The organism is Arsukibacterium indicum (genome assembly GCF_019100565.1).
GTDB classification, from domain to species: Bacteria; Pseudomonadota; Gammaproteobacteria; order Enterobacterales; family Alteromonadaceae; genus Alishewanella; species Alishewanella indicum.
In genome coordinates this window covers 430346-445335 of the sequence record NZ_JAHRID010000002.1, presented here as the reverse complement: position 1 = coordinate 445335, position 14990 = coordinate 430346, and the positions used below count along the sequence as shown (strand labels likewise).

Sequence of the window (14990 nt, the reverse complement as noted above, 5' to 3'; positions counted from 1 at the left end):
GTCGTAAAGAGCGGGCGGTGCTCTCCATGATAAGACATCATATTGGTGGATTGTACTGGGTTCGAACCAGTGACCCCCGCCTTGTAAGGGCGGTGCTCTCCCAGCTGAGCTAACAATCCACGCTGTTTGATGGCGCTCATTATAGGGAGCATGAATTTACTGTCAACTTTATTTTTTAAAAAGTGGTCTGATTGCTGCAAAAGTAAACATCAGCGGTTTTTAGTGTGAAATGGTGGATGAATGGCAGTGCGCAGGTGGTGCATCATTACGTCAGCATTGTTACAATAGCGCCAACTGAATTTTCGCCAATGTTGGATTAATTATGTCGTTAGTAACCCGTTTTGCGCCAAGCCCTACCGGCTATTTGCATGTTGGTGGTGCCCGCACTGCGTTGTACAGCTGGCTCTATGCCAAAAAGCGCGGCGGTAAGTTTATTCTGCGAATTGAAGACACAGATTTAGAGCGCTCTAATCAGGCATCGGTTGACGCTATCTTAGAGGGTATGCAATGGTTGGGGCTGGAGCACGATGAAGGCCCGTATTATCAGACCCAGCGCTTCGACTTATATAAAGAAGTGGTTGCGCAGTTGCTGGCTGACGGTAAGGCGTACAAGTGTTTCTGTACCGTGGAAGAAGTCGACGCGATGCGCGAAGCGCAAATGGCGGCCGGTGAAAAACCAAAATACAACGGCATGTGGCGGGATCGGACTGATCACCCGGCTGACAAACCTTACGTTATTCGCTTTAAAAACCCGCAGCAGGGGGTGGTGGTAATTGACGACATGATTAAAGGCCGGATTGAGATCGCCAACAGTGAGTTGGATGATCTTATCATTGCCCGCAGTGATGGCACCCCAACCTATAACCTTACCGTGGTGGTGGATGACTGGAAAATGGGCATTACTCATGTTATCCGTGGCGATGACCATGTTAACAACACGCCCCGCCAGATGAATATTCTGGCAGCGCTGGGCGCCGACATTCCAAAGTATGCACATGTACCTATGATCCTCGGCGATGATGGTAAACGCTTGTCAAAACGCCATGGCGCTGTTGGCGTGATGCAATACCGTGATAATGGTTTTCTGCCGGAAGCGCTGATTAACTATCTGGTTCGGCTGGGCTGGTCACATGGTGATCAGGAAATTTTTAGTAAAGACGAACTTATTGAGTTATTTGACCTGGCAGATTGTAACCGGGCGCCATCGGCGTTTAATACTGAAAAACTGTTGTGGTTAAATCAGCACTATATGAAAACCCTGCCGCCGGCCAGAGTAGCCGCAGAGCTGCAATGGCATTTGGCAGAGCAGAAACTGGATACCCGGCAAGGGCCTGCGATTGAAGATGTGATAAACGTGCAGGCTGAGCGGGTGAAAACCTTAAAAGAGCTGGTTGAAGTTAGCCGGTATTTTTATGAAGACTTCAGCGAATTTGAAGAAAATGCCGCTAAAAAACACTTGCGACCAGTTGCTGCCGAGCCGTTGGCGTTGGTCCGGCAAAAACTGGCAGAACTGACTGACTGGCAGGCGCCAGCGATTCATGATGCTATTAATGCTGCCGCCGAGCAATTGGGTTTGGGAATGGGCAAAGTCGGTATGCCAATGCGGGTAGCGGTTACCGGAGGTGGTAATTCACCTGCGCTGGATCAAACCCTGCTGTTAATTGGCCAAAATCGCAGCTTAGCCAGAATAGATATGGCTCTGGATTTTATCAGTAAACGGGCTGAGGCAAACTGACAGCGTGTTAAACCGGTTAATTGTAATATTACTGTTTAGTTTTGGGTTAGGGTTAATGCTGCCAGTGTGGGCGGATGACGCTGATGCAGATTCTGACAGTAATTCTGATGCTGATGGTGTGGCAACAGGCGATTACCCGACGTTTCAGTTACCACTGGAATTCCTGGGGACTATTGGTGGTGATATTGAACTGGGCCTGCTGATTAATACCGGCAACACTGAAGCGCATTCAATCCGGATACACAGCCAGCTGGTGCATGAAATGGAATACTTTCGTAACCGGTATGAGCTCTATGGCCGGATTCAACGCAGTAAAATATTCAATGCCCAAACTCAGCATAATAACAGTGTTACCACGGCCAAACGTTACGGTATCACCGGGCAGAGTAATTACAAATTTTTAGTTGGCCGCCAGTCGTTATTTGGCCGGGGTGCTTATCAGTATGACATGTTTGGTGCGTTCCGGCTGCAAAGCTCGCTGGCTGTCGGCTATGCTAACCGGGTGTATGAAAGGCAAACTAATTATATTGACCTGGAAACCGGCCCGGGTTTTGCCCATCAGCGCAGCAACAGTGGCGTGACTAACACCGGTTTAATCTGGTTTCTGGCCTTTAATATGGATCAGAAAATATACGAGGGCAGCACTTTCAGGCAAACCTTTGAAGGCTCAGTATCATTGGATGGTGCTAACTCAACCTTCGTTAGCCGTAGCAGTATCACCTCGCAGTTATTTGATAAGTTATCGATGCGTTTTAGCTTTACCGCCCGCCATAACTCGCGGCCAGAGGGCAATTTAAAAACCATGGATACTGAAACGGCTGCATCGCTGGTTTATACGTTTTAATTTTCACTAAGCGGGCGGCCTGTGTGCAGGCCGCCCGGTTTATCAGTTAGTGCAGTACCCGCGCCCGAAGCGTACCCGGAATAGCTTTCAGTTCGTTTAAGGCCAGTTCATGGTCTTCAGAATCAACATCAATCACCACATAACCAATATCCTGCACCGTTTGTAAGTACTGGCCGGAAATATTGATATTGTGTTTGGCAAAGGTTTCGTTAATCTTGGTCATCATGCCAGGCTGGTTTTTATGAATATGCAGCAGACGTGAACGGCCTTTGTGTTCCGGCAGCGATACTTCCGGGAAATTTACCGCCGACAGGGTTGAGCCATTGTCGCTGTATTTGACCATTTTGCCAGCCACTTCATAACCAATGTTTTCCTGTGCTTCCTGGGTAGAGCCGCCGATATGCGGCGTTAGCAGTACATTGTCAAAGGCACGCAGAGGCGAGATAAACTCTTCATCATTACCCTTAGGCTCCACCGGGAATACGTCGATTGCAGCGCCAGCCAGCTTATTGCTTTGCAAACTCGCGGTTAATGCGTCTATATCAACTACGGTGCCGCGGGAGGCATTAATTAAAATTGCACCTTGTTTCATTTGCGCCAGCTCGGCTGTCGCAATCATATTTTTTGTTTGTGGGGTTTCAGGTACATGCAAACTGATCACATCTGAGGTGCTAAGCAGGGTAGCTAAATCAACCTGATTGGCATTGCCCAGCACCAGCTTGCTCTCAATATCATAAAACTGTACCCGCATGCCAATATGCTCAGCCATAATACTTAGCTGCGTACCAATGTGACCATAACCGATAATACCCAACGTTTTGCCGCGGGCTTCATAGGAGTTATCGGCAGTTTTTAACCATTCGCCGCGGTGGGCAGCGGCATTGCGCTGCGGAATACCCCGCAGCAGCATAATCATCTGGCCAAGCACTAATTCTGCTACCGAGCGGGTGTTAGAAAACGGCGCATTAAATACCGGAATAGCCCGCTTCAGCGCCGCGTCTAAATCAACCTGATTGGTACCAATACAAAAGCAGCCAATTGCCATCAGTTTGTTGGCAGCGTCCAGCACCCGCTCAGTCAACTGGGTGCGGGAGCGGATACCAACAAAATGGGCTTCGCTGATGCGCTCAATCAGCTGATCCTCGGGTAACGAGGTTTTCAGGTATTCAATATTGGTATAGCCCTGATCAGTAAAGGTTTTTACCGCACTCTGGTGCAGGCCCTCCAGCAGCAGTATTTTTATTTTGTCTTTGGCCAGCGAATATTTTTCCATGTTTTTCTCGTTACTCTGATTTATAAAATGATCTGCTACTAAACTGTAGCTGCCGCCACTGTGGTTTATTTAAGAACGCGGGTACCATCGCTGCTGCCTACCAGCACTATATCGGCCGGCCGGCGGGCAAATAAGCCGTTGGTTACCACGCCGACAATATTGTTAAGTTGTTGCTCCAGCGCCAGCGGATCGGTAATTTGCAAGTCATGGGCATCAATGATCTGGTTACCATTGTCGGTAATCACGCCCTGGCGCAATACCGGCTTTGCCCCCAGCTTTTTCAGTTCGCGACTGACATAGCTGCTGGCCATTGGTATCACTTCAATGGGCAGTGGAAAGCGGCCAAGTACCTCAACCTGCTTAGTGCTATCGACAATACAGACAAAGGTTTCAGCGACTGCTGCGACAATTTTTTCGCGGGTCAGGGCAGCGCCGCCGCCTTTGATCATATGTTTCTGGCCGTTAATTTCATCAGCACCATCAATATAAATACTCAGCTCGCTGATGTCGTTTAAATCAAGCACCTTGATACCCAGTTGTTTCAGTTTGGCAGTCGATTGCTCAGAGCTGGATACGGCACCGCGAATGTCATCTTTGATAGTGGCCAGGGCATCGATAAAATGATTAACGGTGGAGCCAGTGCCAACGCCGACAATGCTGTCTTTGCTGATAAATTCCAGGGCTGCCCAGGCAGCATCACGTTTCATTTCATCTTGGGTCATGGCAGTTCTCTTTTTGAACAGGGTGTTTTTGGCGTTTAGCCGTACAGATGGATATTATATCGAAAGCGACCACAGACAAAAGAGTAAAAGCCAAAAAAATGGAAAGATCGGGTTTCTGGCCTGCCTTTATAGATTTCGAAAATCAAAATATTTAGCCGGCGTTATCAGTTGTTGCAGCGGAACATCCCAGCTTTCAGTCGGTATCTGGTCTACCTGTTGGCAGTTATGGGCCAGGCCAATAACCTGACAAGGGCTGTTGGCAGGCAGTTGCGATAAGGTCCTGTCATAAAAGCCGCCGCCCATGCCCAGCCGGTTGCCTTTAGCATCAAACGCCACCAGCGGGGTAAAAATAATATCAAGGCCAGCTACTGGCATTAGGTTAGCGCAGTTAAGCCGTGGCTCGGGTATGCCAAAGCGGTTTGGTTTTAATTCAGTGTGGTTTTGGTAATGAATAAACAGTAAATAGCCCGGGCAAAAAGGGTGTAACACCGGCAAGTAAACGTTTTTACCTGCTTGCCATAGTGCCTGAATTAATGGCCCGGTAGCCAGTTCTGCATCGTTGGCCAGGTACACGGCAACATGCTGTTTTGCTATAACTGCAGCCTGGTTTAATACCTGCTCTGCCAGCTGGCTGGCAGCCTGAGATTGTTCTGAGGCTGTTAATTGCTGACGCAATTGGCGAACACGCTGGCGAATAGCCTGCCGGGACGGGGGCACAGAAACTAAATCGGCTTGCTGCAGTAGTGACATCAGAATACCTTTGCTGCCCTAACGCGAAATTACAGAACACCAGGAAAAGGGTTCTCCAGATTGCCGTTTGTTATTTAAGCCCTTGAACCCAAGGTTCAAGGCGGAAGTCTCATGGTTACCGTAGGCTTCCCGGTACGAGCCGGGCCTGCACAAAAGCAACGCAGAAGAATTCCTGGATAAAACAATTATCGGCTCAGGGACGTCAATAACTTTACAAACAACCCAGAGAACGCTTGAAGTATAGCAGCTGAGTTGTCAGCTTATAAGGGGGCGGTTGATAATTGCCAATTGATTGCACAGATATCCGGCAATACCTGAACGGGTTGCAGTATGCTGGCAGTTGGCTTGCGGCAGTGGTAGGATATTGCCGTGTAATTTTGTGAAGACTACCTTATGACGCATCCTCTTATCCAAAGTTATGACCGCTGGAGTAGTGAGCTGGAGCAGGCTCATGTGATGGCGTCAGCCGCTGAATTGCATGGTTTAATTACCGGCATGTTAAGTGCCGGAGTTAAGGCCGATGCAAAATCGTTGCTGCCGGTACTGTATGATTTTCTGAACGATGGCCAGGCATTGCCGGTAACGCTGGAAAAGCAGGTGCAATTATTAGTTGATAGCACTGCAGAGAGTCTGAATAAAGGTGATTTTTCGTTCAGTGTGTTGCTGCCCAGTGATGATGACGCCTTATTCGAGCGGTTAGAAGCACTGGTGGAGTGGTCTCAGGCGTTTCTGGTAGGTTTTGCGGTACAGCAAACTGATTTATCGCTGGTGTCTGAGGACGTGCGCGAAGCGCTGGACCAACTGACCGAAGTGACCCGGGTTGATATTCACACCGTAACCGATGGCAGCAAAGACGAAAATGAAGAAGCCTATTATCTGGTGCTGGAACATGTAAGGATCATGGTGCTCTGCTGTTTTAATGAGGTAGGGTTGAAATACAGCCCGCAGCCACCCCATGGTAAAACGCTGCATTAATCCTGCCTTTTGAGTTACTTTTCGCTATAAAGGATTGCAATGCCTAACTCTGTATTCGTTCAGCGCCGTCAGCAATTAATTGCCGCTCTGCAGCCTGGCTCGGTTGCCCTGCTAAGTGCCGCCGCTGAGCAAAGCCGCAGCCGGGATACCGAATACCCCTTTCGCCAGCACAGCGACTTCTGGTACTACACTGGTTTTAACGAACCGGATGCCTTACTAATTATTGCAAACCGCTCTGACATGCCAGCCGTGCAGTTGCTGTGTCGCGAAAAAGATCCGGCGCAGGAAGTGTGGCATGGCAGGCGGCTCGGGCCGGCTGCTGCAGCTGAATATCTGCATTTACAGGCTGCGCCACTAAGCGAGCGAAACAGCATATTGCAACAAGCCATTAATGGCAGTACCGCTGTGTATATGCATTTAACTGAGAACAGCGCTTTGCTGGCGCAGGTTACCGCACTGATGCAACAGCTTAAACAACGGGAAAAACGCGGCGATATCGCACCTGTCCAGCTGATTGATTTAGCGCCTGTTACCGCCGAAAAGCGCCTGATAAAAGACCAAACTGAAATTGCGATAATGCGCCGGGCCGGCCAAATCAGCGCCGAAGCGCATATCCGGGCCATGCAGCTTTGCCGGCCGGGCCGGTATGAATATCAGTTAGAGGCAGAAATTCTGCATCATTTTGCCTTAAACGGCGCCCGTTATCCGGCGTATAACAGTATTGTTGGCAGTGGCGACAATGGCTGTATATTGCATTACACCGACAACAACAGTGAGCTGACAGCAGGCGATTTGGTATTGATTGATGCCGGCTGCGAGCTGCAGGGCTATGCAGCTGATATTAGCCGGACTTTTCCGGTATCGGGAACATTCAGTAAAGCCCAGGCTGAGTTGTATCAGTTGGTACTGGATGCTCAGTATGCAGCCTGTAGTGCCGTAAAGCCCGGCAGTAATTTTGCAAAGGTAACGGCAGCAGCCGAGCAGGTGCTAACCGAGGGCTTACTGGGCTTAGGCATTTTGCAGGGCGAGCTGGAGCAGCTTATCGCTGATAAAGCCTGTAAACAGTATTTTATTCACGGCATTGGCCACTGGCTGGGGCTGGATGTGCATGACGTCGGTGCTTACAAAGTGGCGGGGCCGGACGGTGAGATGGCTGAGCAGCCCTTTGTGCCGGGTATGGTATTAACCATCGAGCCCGGCCTGTATATTCCGGCAGGCAGCCCTACCGACCAATGCTGGTGGGACTTAGCTGTCCGGATTGAGGATAACCTGCTGGTAACCGCCGATGGCCACGACAACCTGACAACAGCTGTGCCCAAAGAAATAGAGGCAATTGAGCAACTGATGGCGGCAGCTGATGCCGGTAAATGAGAGCAATCATTTTGATATTATTATTGCCGGTGGCGGTATGGCCGGTAGTTTGCTGGCCTGGTGTCTGCTACGTACAAGGCCGACGCTGAGATTAGCCCTGATTGAGAGGCAAGGCGGCGAAAAGCCTAGTGCTGAACAGGCACAAAGCCCGCAACCGACCAGTTTTGATAGTCGTAGTATTGCGCTGGCTGCCGGCAGCGTTAACTTATTGCAGCGCTGGGGGTTGTGGCAGGAGTTGGCTGATAAGGCTTGCCCGCTTAAACAGATCTGGGTATCAGACCGCAGCCATTTCGGCAAAACGTTGTTAACGGCCGCCGAGTATCAGCTGGCCGCACTGGGCCAGGTGCTGGAAGTAGAACACCTGGGCAATTTACTGCGCGCCAAACTGGCACAGCAGCCTAACCTTAGTTATTTTCAGCCCGATTATATTACCGCTATTACCCCTGAAATAGATTGTCAGACTGTGCAGCTTGACAGTGGCAATGTGCTAGCTGCCAGTTTACTGATTATTGCAGAGGGCGGTGTATCGCAAAGCCGGCAGCTGGCTGGCTTTAGTGTCAGCAGTGATGATTACCAACAAAGTGCTGTTATTGCCAATCTGGCGCTGGCGCAGGCTCATAATAATACCGCTTTTGAGCGCTTTACTGAGCATGGACCTATTGCGTTGCTGCCCCTTACCGGGCAGCGTTACTCGCTGGTATGGACGGTAGCCCGCGATGCTGTTGACGGTTTGTTAGCCCTTGATGAGCAGCAATTTACTGCTGCTGTGCAGCAGGCGTTTGGTTACCGGGCCGGCGTTTTTAGCGGCGCTGGTGCCCGGGCCCAGTATCCGCTACTGCTACGGCGGCCGGATCAAATTGTTCGTCATCGCACCGCCTTGCTGGGTAACAGCCTGCATAACTTACATCCAATTGCCGGCCAGGGTTTTAACCTGGCAATCCGTGATATTCAGGCGTTGCTGCTTGCGCTTGATACGGCGACGGATCCCGGCAGCTATCCAGTGCTGCGGGCTTATCAGCAATTACGCGAACAGGATATTGAACGGGTTATCTGGTTTACTGATGCCCTGGTGCGCGGTTTTTCCAATAATTCACGACTGATGGCACTGGCCCGTAATGCCGGGCTGGCAGCAATGTTGCTGTGCGATCCATTAAAACGGCCGCTTGCCATGCAGGCGATGGGCCGGGGACAACCTTATGCAAAATACTGATGTCACCATAGTTGGCGGCGGCAGTGCCGGCCTGACCCTGGCGTTGTTGCTGGCCCGTCAGCAGCTGCGGGTAGTACTGGTTGAGAAAGGTCCGGCCCCTGCTGATGCTGCACCTGATTTATCGCAAGAATATCAGCGGGTTAGTGCGTTAAATATGGCATCCCGCAATTTATTTCAGCAGTTAGGGATCTGGCCGCAGTTGCTGGCCGGCGCAGCGGCCTATACCGATATGCAGGTGTGGGAAGCCGATAGCTTTGCCAAAATTGGTTTTTCCGCAGTCGAGCAACAACTTGAGGCGCTGGGTTATATTTGCGATAACGAACATATTCGCCAGCTGTTGTATCGACAGTTACAACAGTACAGTAACGTGCAATGCTACTTTGATGTGGCAATTAGCCAGTTAAAGCAGGGCGAGCGTGAAGTGATGCTGCAGCTCGATAACAGCGAGCTTATTTTAAGCCAGCTGTTAGTCGGCGCTGATGGCGTCAATTCCTTTGTGCGCCAGCATATGCAGTTGCCGTTAACCCATTGGGATTATCAGCATACCGCTATTGTTGCCAAGATTCGCTGTACCGAGCCACATCAGCTTACTGCCCGCCAGGTGTTTTTAAACAGTGGTCCGCTGGCCTTACTGCCACTGCCTGAGCCTGATCTTTGCTCTATTGTCTGGAGCGCCGAAACCGCTGAAGCCGGCCGCCTGATGGCGCTGGATGATACCGCCTTTAATCAGGCATTGTGCGCGGCCAGCCAGGCGGTGTTAGGGCCGGTGGCGCTGGTTAGTGAGCGCCAGACATTTGGTTTAACTATGCGCTACGCCAGCAGCTGGCAACGGGGCAGGGTGGTGCTGGTAGCCGATGCCGCCCATAGTATTCATCCGCTGGCCGGCCAGGGCATGAACCTGGGGCTGATGGACGTTGCCGCGCTGGCCCAGCTAATAAGCGAACAGCGGGAAGCGGGCGATGATATTGCCGCCCCCAAAATGCTGCGCCGCTATGAACGCTGGCGCAAAGCCGAGGCGCAAAGCATGATCGTGGCAATGGAAGCCTTTAAACGCGGCTTTACCGCCAAACCAGCGCTGCTAAAACTGCTGCGTGGCGCCGGCTTAGTGGCAGCGGATAAGCTGCCCTGGCTGAAACAGCAATTAATGGCTCATGCGCTTGGCCTGAAAGGCGACTTACCCGACATTGTAAAAAAACCACTTAACGTGACTGGTCCACTGGCGGACGCTTAGCCAGCTGCTTTGCCTTAGTTTTATTTGTAACAGCAGCTGTCGCATTACAAAAAGTAATCCAAATTGGGCTGTTTGCTGCCCGCCCTATGCGGTATAATCGAGCGGTATTTTTTAGTCTCAAGCTTAGCATTCTTACGTAATAGCCTGAAAAATAAGGCTTATTGCTATTGTTAGTTTTACCGCTTGTGGCCCTCACAATAAGTAGGAAAAAATAATGGCTCAAAAAACCGCGTTACATGCCAGCCACCTTGCTGCTGGTGCCAAAATGGTCGATTTTTTTGGCTGGGAAATGCCAATTAACTACGGCTCACAAATTGAAGAGCACCACGCTGTACGCCGCGATGCCGGTATGTTTGACGTATCCCATATGACCATTGTTGACTTAACCGGTGAGCGCAGCCGTGAGTTTTTACGTTATTTACTGGCCAATGATGTCGCGAAACTGACGGAACCGGGTAAAGCCTTGTACACCGGCATGCTGAACGCAGATGGCGGCGTAATTGACGACTTAATTGTGTATTTTATGCAGGAAGACTTTTTCCGGTTGGTGGTTAACTCGGCCACCCGCGACAAAGATCTGGCGCATATCAGTACTGAAGCAAAAGCGTTTGATGTAACCGTAACCGAGCGCCCTGAATTTGCGATGATTGCGGTGCAGGGCCCGAATGCCAAAGCGAAAGTGGCCACCTTATTAACGGCTGAGCAGCAGGCGGCTGTTGCGGGCATGAAGCCGTTTTTTGGTAAACAGGCTGGTGAGTTGTTTATTGCCACAACCGGTTACACCGGTGAAGATGGCTATGAAATTGCCTTGCCTGAAAGCCAGGCCGCCGATTTCTGGCAAAAACTGCTGGACGCCGGCGTCGCGCCGGCTGGCTTAGGCGCCCGCGATACGCTGCGCCTGGAAGCTGGCATGAATTTATACGGCCAGGATATGGACGAAACGGTATCACCACTTGCGGCCAATATGGGCTGGACCATTGCCTGGACACCGGAAGACCGCGACTTTATTGGCCGTGCAGCGTTAGAGCAGCAAAAAGCGGCCGGTACCGCCAAGTTAGTTGGTCTGGTGATGGAGCAAAAAGGTGTGCTGCGCCACGGCCAGCGGGTAGTGGTAGAAGGCGGCGAAGGGGTTATTACCTCGGGTACGTTTTCTCCTACTTTAGGCTACAGTATTGCTATGGCGCGGGTGCCGGCGAACACAGCAGATACTGCTGAAGTGGATATTCGCGGCAAACTGGTCAGTGTTAAGGTGGTTAAACCAGCGTTTGTGCGCATGGGTAAAAAAGTCATCTAAAATCAGTACGGGTAACCCCGGATAAAAATAACTAACGTAGACAACTACAACATACGTATCAAGACAGCTAAGGAATTTACAATGAGCTCTATCCCTGCAGAATTAAAATATGCGAGCAGCCATGAATGGGTTCGCAACGACGGTGACGGTATTTTCACGGTAGGTATTACCGAGCACGCCCAGGAGCTGCTGGGTGATATGGTATTTGTTGAATTACCGGAAGTGGGTGACAACGTCAGCCAGGGCGACGATTGCGCCGTGGCCGAGTCGGTAAAAGCCGCCTCTGACATCTACGCCCCGCTGTCTGGCGAAGTGGTAGAAGTGAACGAAGCCCTGGCCGATTCACCTGAACAGGTTAATGCCAGCCCGTATAACGACGGCTGGATGTTTAAAATTAAAGCCAGCGATGAAGCTGAACTGGAAGCATTACTGGACGCTGCCGGTTACAAAAGCAGCATCGACGAAGCTTAATTAACAGATCGCTATAGCATAAAGCCCCGTACATATCGGGGCTTTATCTTACCAACAGCTGTGCTGCACGCTGTAACATTACTAGGACATTCAAAGCATGACCCATACCGCTGTGAAAACCCTGTCGCAACTTGCGAACCACGACGAATTTATTCAGCGCCATATCGGCCCGGATGAGGCAGAAACTGCCGCTATGCTGGCCGAGCTGGGCGTTGATAGCATGGAAACGCTGATTGCTCAAACCGTACCGGCCAGTATCCGCTTACCCAAGCCACTGGCGACCGGTAACAGCCGCACTGAAAATGATGCCTTAGTACATTTAAAAGCGGTGGCAGCAAAAAACAAAATGTATAAGTCATACATTGGTATGGGTTATCACCCAACGCTAACGCCCAATGTTATTTTGCGTAACGTGCTGGAAAACCCGGGCTGGTACACGGCGTATACGCCATATCAGCCGGAAATTGCCCAGGGCCGCTTAGAAGCCTTATTAAACTTCCAGCAAATGTCATTAGATTTAACCGGTTTAGAGCTGGCCAGTGCCTCACTGCTGGACGAAGCGACCGCGGCTGCCGAAGCCATGGCTTTGGCCAAGCGGGTGAGCAAAAGTAAAGCCAACCTGTACTTTATTAGTGATGATGTGCACCCGCAAACTATCGATGTGGTAAAAACCCGCGCCGAAATGTTTGGCTTTGATATCGTGATTGGCAAGGCCAGCGAAGCGGCCAGCCATGAGGTATTCGGTGCCTTAATTCAGTACCCAACCACTAACGGCGATATCCGCAACGACAGCGCGTTAATTGCAGCGTTGCAGGCGAAAAAAGCAGTAGTGGCAGTAGCAACCGATCCGATGGCGTTAATGCTGTTAAAATCACCGGGTGAGCTGGGTGCCGACGTGGTACTAGGTTCAATGCAGCGCTTTGGTGTACCTATGGCCTATGGCGGCCCGCATGCGGCATTTTTTGCTACCCGCGATGCCTACAAGCGCTCTATGCCGGGCCGGATCATCGGGGTGTCGAAAGACCGTCGCGGTAATCAGGCGCTGCGCATGGCCATGCAAACCCGTGAGCAGCATATCCGCCGCGAAAAAGCCAACTCGAACATTTGTACTGCTCAGGTATTACTGGCCAATATCGCCTCGTTCTACGCGGTATATCATGGCCCGCAGGGCTTAAAAGACATTGCTGAGCGCATTCACCGCAGTGCCGATATCTTCGCCGCCGGTATTAAAGCCAAAGGCGTAGAAATCGTAAACAGCCACTGGTTCGATACCGTTACCTTTAAAGTCAGCGACCGTGCGGCGGTAATAAAACGCGCGCTGGACGCCGGTGTAAACCTGCGTACTGACGTAAGCGACACCCTGGCGGTAAGTTTCAGTGAAGCCACTCAGGCGGCTGATATTGCTGAGCTGTTTGATATCGTATTAGGTGCTGAGCATGGCCTTACCGTTGAAAAACTGGATGCCGATATCGTTGCCAATGGCTCAGAGTCTATTCCAGCTGAACTGGCACGTACTACAACAGTGTTAAGCCATCCGGTATTTAACCAGTATCACAGTGAAACTGAGATGCTGCGTTATATTAAAAAGCTGGAAAACAAAGATTTAGCGCTGAATCATTCAATGATTTCATTGGGCTCGTGCACGATGAAGCTAAACGCCACTGCCGAGATGATCCCGATCACCTGGCCGGAGTTTGGTTCACTGCACCCGTTCGTGCCGCGCGATCAGGCCGAAGGTTATTATGAAATGATCACCGAGCTGGGCGACTGGCTGGTGAATATTACCGGTTACGACAATATATCAATGCAGCCTAACTCAGGCGCCCAGGGCGAATATGCCGGTATGGTCGCCATTCGTAAGTACCACGAAAGCCGTGGTGAAGGTCATCGCAATATCTGTTTAATTCCGGTATCGGCGCACGGTACGAACCCGGCAACAGCGGCGATGGCCAGCTACGATGTGGTACTGGTTGACTGCGATAAGTCAGGCAATATCGACATGGCCGATTTAAAAGCCAAAGCTGCAGAAGTGGGCGATCGCTTAGCTGCCATTATGGTTACTTACCCGTCTACCCACGGCGTATTTGAAGAGAGCATTCAGGAGCTGTGCGACATCGTCCACTCTTACGGTGGCCAGGTGTATATGGACGGCGCAAATATGAACGCCCAGGTAGGCTTAACCTCGCCGGGCTTTATTGGTTCAGACGTATCGCACTTAAACCTGCATAAAACCTTCTGTATTCCGCACGGCGGCGGCGGCCCGGGTATGGGCCCTATCGGTGTGAAAAGCCATTTAGCGCCGTTTTTACCAAACCACCCGGTGGTAAAAATTGACGGCACCGGCGATAACAATGGCGCGGTATCAGCGGCGCAGTTCGGCAGTGCCGGCATATTACCTATCAGCTGGATGTACATTGCCATGATGGGCGCGGAGGGCTTAAAACAGGCCACCGAGTTTGCCATTTTAAATGCCAACTATATGGCCAATAAGCTTAACCCGCATTTCCCGGTACTGTACCGCGGCACTAACGGCCGGGTAGCCCACGAATGTATTATCGATATCCGGCCGCTTAAAGAAGCCAGCGGTATTACTGAAATGGACATTGCCAAGCGTTTAATGGACTACGGTTATCACTCGCCAACCATGAGCTTCCCGGTTGCCGGCACGCTGATGATTGAACCTACTGAATCAGAAAGCAAAGCCGAGCTGGATAAGTTTATTGAAGCGATGACCAGTATCCGCGCCGAGATAGCCAAGGTAGAAGCTGGCGAGTGGACAGTAGACAACAACCCACTGGCTTATGCGCCGCACACCATGGCAGATATTCTCGACCCGGCCTGGGATCGCGCCTACGAGCGCACCTACGGCGCCTTCCCGGTAGCTTACGTAGCCGAGAACAAGTTCTGGCCAACCGTTACTCGGATAGACGATGTATATGGTGACCGGAATTTAATGTGCGCTTGTCCAAGCCCGGAAGCGTATCGGTAAGTGTGTAGTTCTTGTAGATCTCGAATAAAGAATGCAACTATCGGAATTAAGTTTGCAACTCTAATAAAGTTTGCAACCGATAGGAGCATTCATTGAGAGAAAAAAAAGCGAACCAGAGATGGTTC

At 50.9% G+C, this 14990-nt stretch carries 12 protein-coding genes, 1 tRNA gene and 1 other RNA gene; 9 read left to right on the top strand and 5 right to left on the bottom strand.

Going from position 1 to position 14990, the window contains the following annotated elements:
• Nucleotides 1-43: 43 nt before the first annotated feature.
• Nucleotides 44-119, bottom strand: a tRNA-Val gene (locus KQY15_RS06605).
• Between the two features lie 203 nt (nucleotides 120-322).
• On the opposite strand from KQY15_RS06605, the gene gltX reads away from it, so the two are divergent.
• Nucleotides 323-1735: a glutamate--tRNA ligase gene (gene gltX, locus KQY15_RS06600; protein ID WP_217668395.1), complete on the top strand. Its 1413-nt coding sequence runs from the start codon at nucleotides 323-325 to the stop codon at nucleotides 1733-1735.
• A gap of 55 nt (nucleotides 1736-1790) precedes the next feature.
• Nucleotides 1791-2579, top strand: coding sequence for a DUF481 domain-containing protein (locus tag KQY15_RS06595; RefSeq protein WP_217668394.1), 789 nt, complete (start codon nucleotides 1791-1793; stop codon nucleotides 2577-2579).
• Between the two features lie 46 nt (nucleotides 2580-2625).
• Here KQY15_RS06595 and serA read toward each other — a convergent pair whose 3' ends face one another.
• The 4 genes from serA to ssrS form a co-directional block, all read right to left on the bottom strand.
• Nucleotides 2626-3852 (bottom strand): phosphoglycerate dehydrogenase, encoded by a 1227-nt coding sequence (gene serA / locus KQY15_RS06590; protein ID WP_217668393.1) that lies wholly within the window; start codon nucleotides 3850-3852, stop codon nucleotides 2626-2628.
• 65 nt (nucleotides 3853-3917) lie between these two features.
• Nucleotides 3918-4574, bottom strand: coding sequence for a ribose-5-phosphate isomerase RpiA (gene rpiA, locus KQY15_RS06585; RefSeq protein WP_217668392.1), 657 nt, complete (start codon nucleotides 4572-4574; stop codon nucleotides 3918-3920).
• Nucleotides 4575-4700: 126 nt separating this feature from the next.
• The gene (locus KQY15_RS06580) at nucleotides 4701-5324 is read right to left on the bottom strand and encodes a 5-formyltetrahydrofolate cyclo-ligase (protein WP_217668391.1); all 624 of its coding nucleotides are present in this window, start codon (nucleotides 5322-5324) and stop codon (nucleotides 4701-4703) included.
• 48 nt (nucleotides 5325-5372) lie between these two features.
• Nucleotides 5373-5556, bottom strand: a non-coding RNA gene (gene ssrS, locus KQY15_RS06575) — 6S RNA.
• A gap of 161 nt (nucleotides 5557-5717) precedes the next feature.
• Here ssrS and KQY15_RS06570 point away from each other — a divergent pair.
• The 7 genes from KQY15_RS06570 to gcvP all read left to right on the top strand — a co-directional run bounded on the left by KQY15_RS06570 (nucleotide 5718) and on the right by gcvP (nucleotide 14865).
• Nucleotides 5718-6299 (top strand): UPF0149 family protein, encoded by a 582-nt coding sequence (locus KQY15_RS06570; RefSeq protein ID WP_217668390.1) that lies wholly within the window; start codon nucleotides 5718-5720, stop codon nucleotides 6297-6299.
• A 39-nt stretch (nucleotides 6300-6338) separates the two neighbouring features.
• On the top strand, nucleotides 6339-7670 hold the full coding sequence (pepP, locus tag KQY15_RS06565) for a Xaa-Pro aminopeptidase (protein WP_217668389.1): 1332 nt from the start codon (nucleotides 6339-6341) through the stop codon (nucleotides 7668-7670).
• On the top strand, nucleotides 7657-8880 hold the full coding sequence (gene ubiH / locus KQY15_RS06560) for a 2-octaprenyl-6-methoxyphenyl hydroxylase (RefSeq protein WP_254795473.1): 1224 nt from the start codon (nucleotides 7657-7659) through the stop codon (nucleotides 8878-8880). Before pepP ends, ubiH begins: the two co-directional genes overlap by 14 nt.
• Nucleotides 8867-10111: an FAD-dependent oxidoreductase gene (locus tag KQY15_RS06555; RefSeq protein WP_217668388.1), complete on the top strand. Its 1245-nt coding sequence runs from the start codon at nucleotides 8867-8869 to the stop codon at nucleotides 10109-10111. Before ubiH ends, KQY15_RS06555 begins: the two co-directional genes overlap by 14 nt.
• Before the next feature lie 214 nt (nucleotides 10112-10325).
• The gene (gene gcvT, locus KQY15_RS06550) at nucleotides 10326-11405 is read left to right on the top strand and encodes a glycine cleavage system aminomethyltransferase GcvT (protein ID WP_217668387.1); all 1080 of its coding nucleotides are present in this window, start codon (nucleotides 10326-10328) and stop codon (nucleotides 11403-11405) included.
• Between the two features lie 81 nt (nucleotides 11406-11486).
• Entirely contained in the window at nucleotides 11487-11876 is a 390-nt protein-coding gene (gcvH, locus tag KQY15_RS06545; RefSeq protein WP_217668386.1) for a glycine cleavage system protein GcvH, read from the top strand.
• 97 nt (nucleotides 11877-11973) lie between these two features.
• Nucleotides 11974-14865 carry an aminomethyl-transferring glycine dehydrogenase gene (gene gcvP, locus KQY15_RS06540; protein WP_217668385.1) on the top strand — a complete coding sequence of 964 codons (2892 nt, stop codon included), beginning with the start codon at nucleotides 11974-11976 and terminating at the stop codon, nucleotides 14863-14865.
• The last annotated feature ends 125 nt before the right edge of the window (nucleotides 14866-14990 follow it).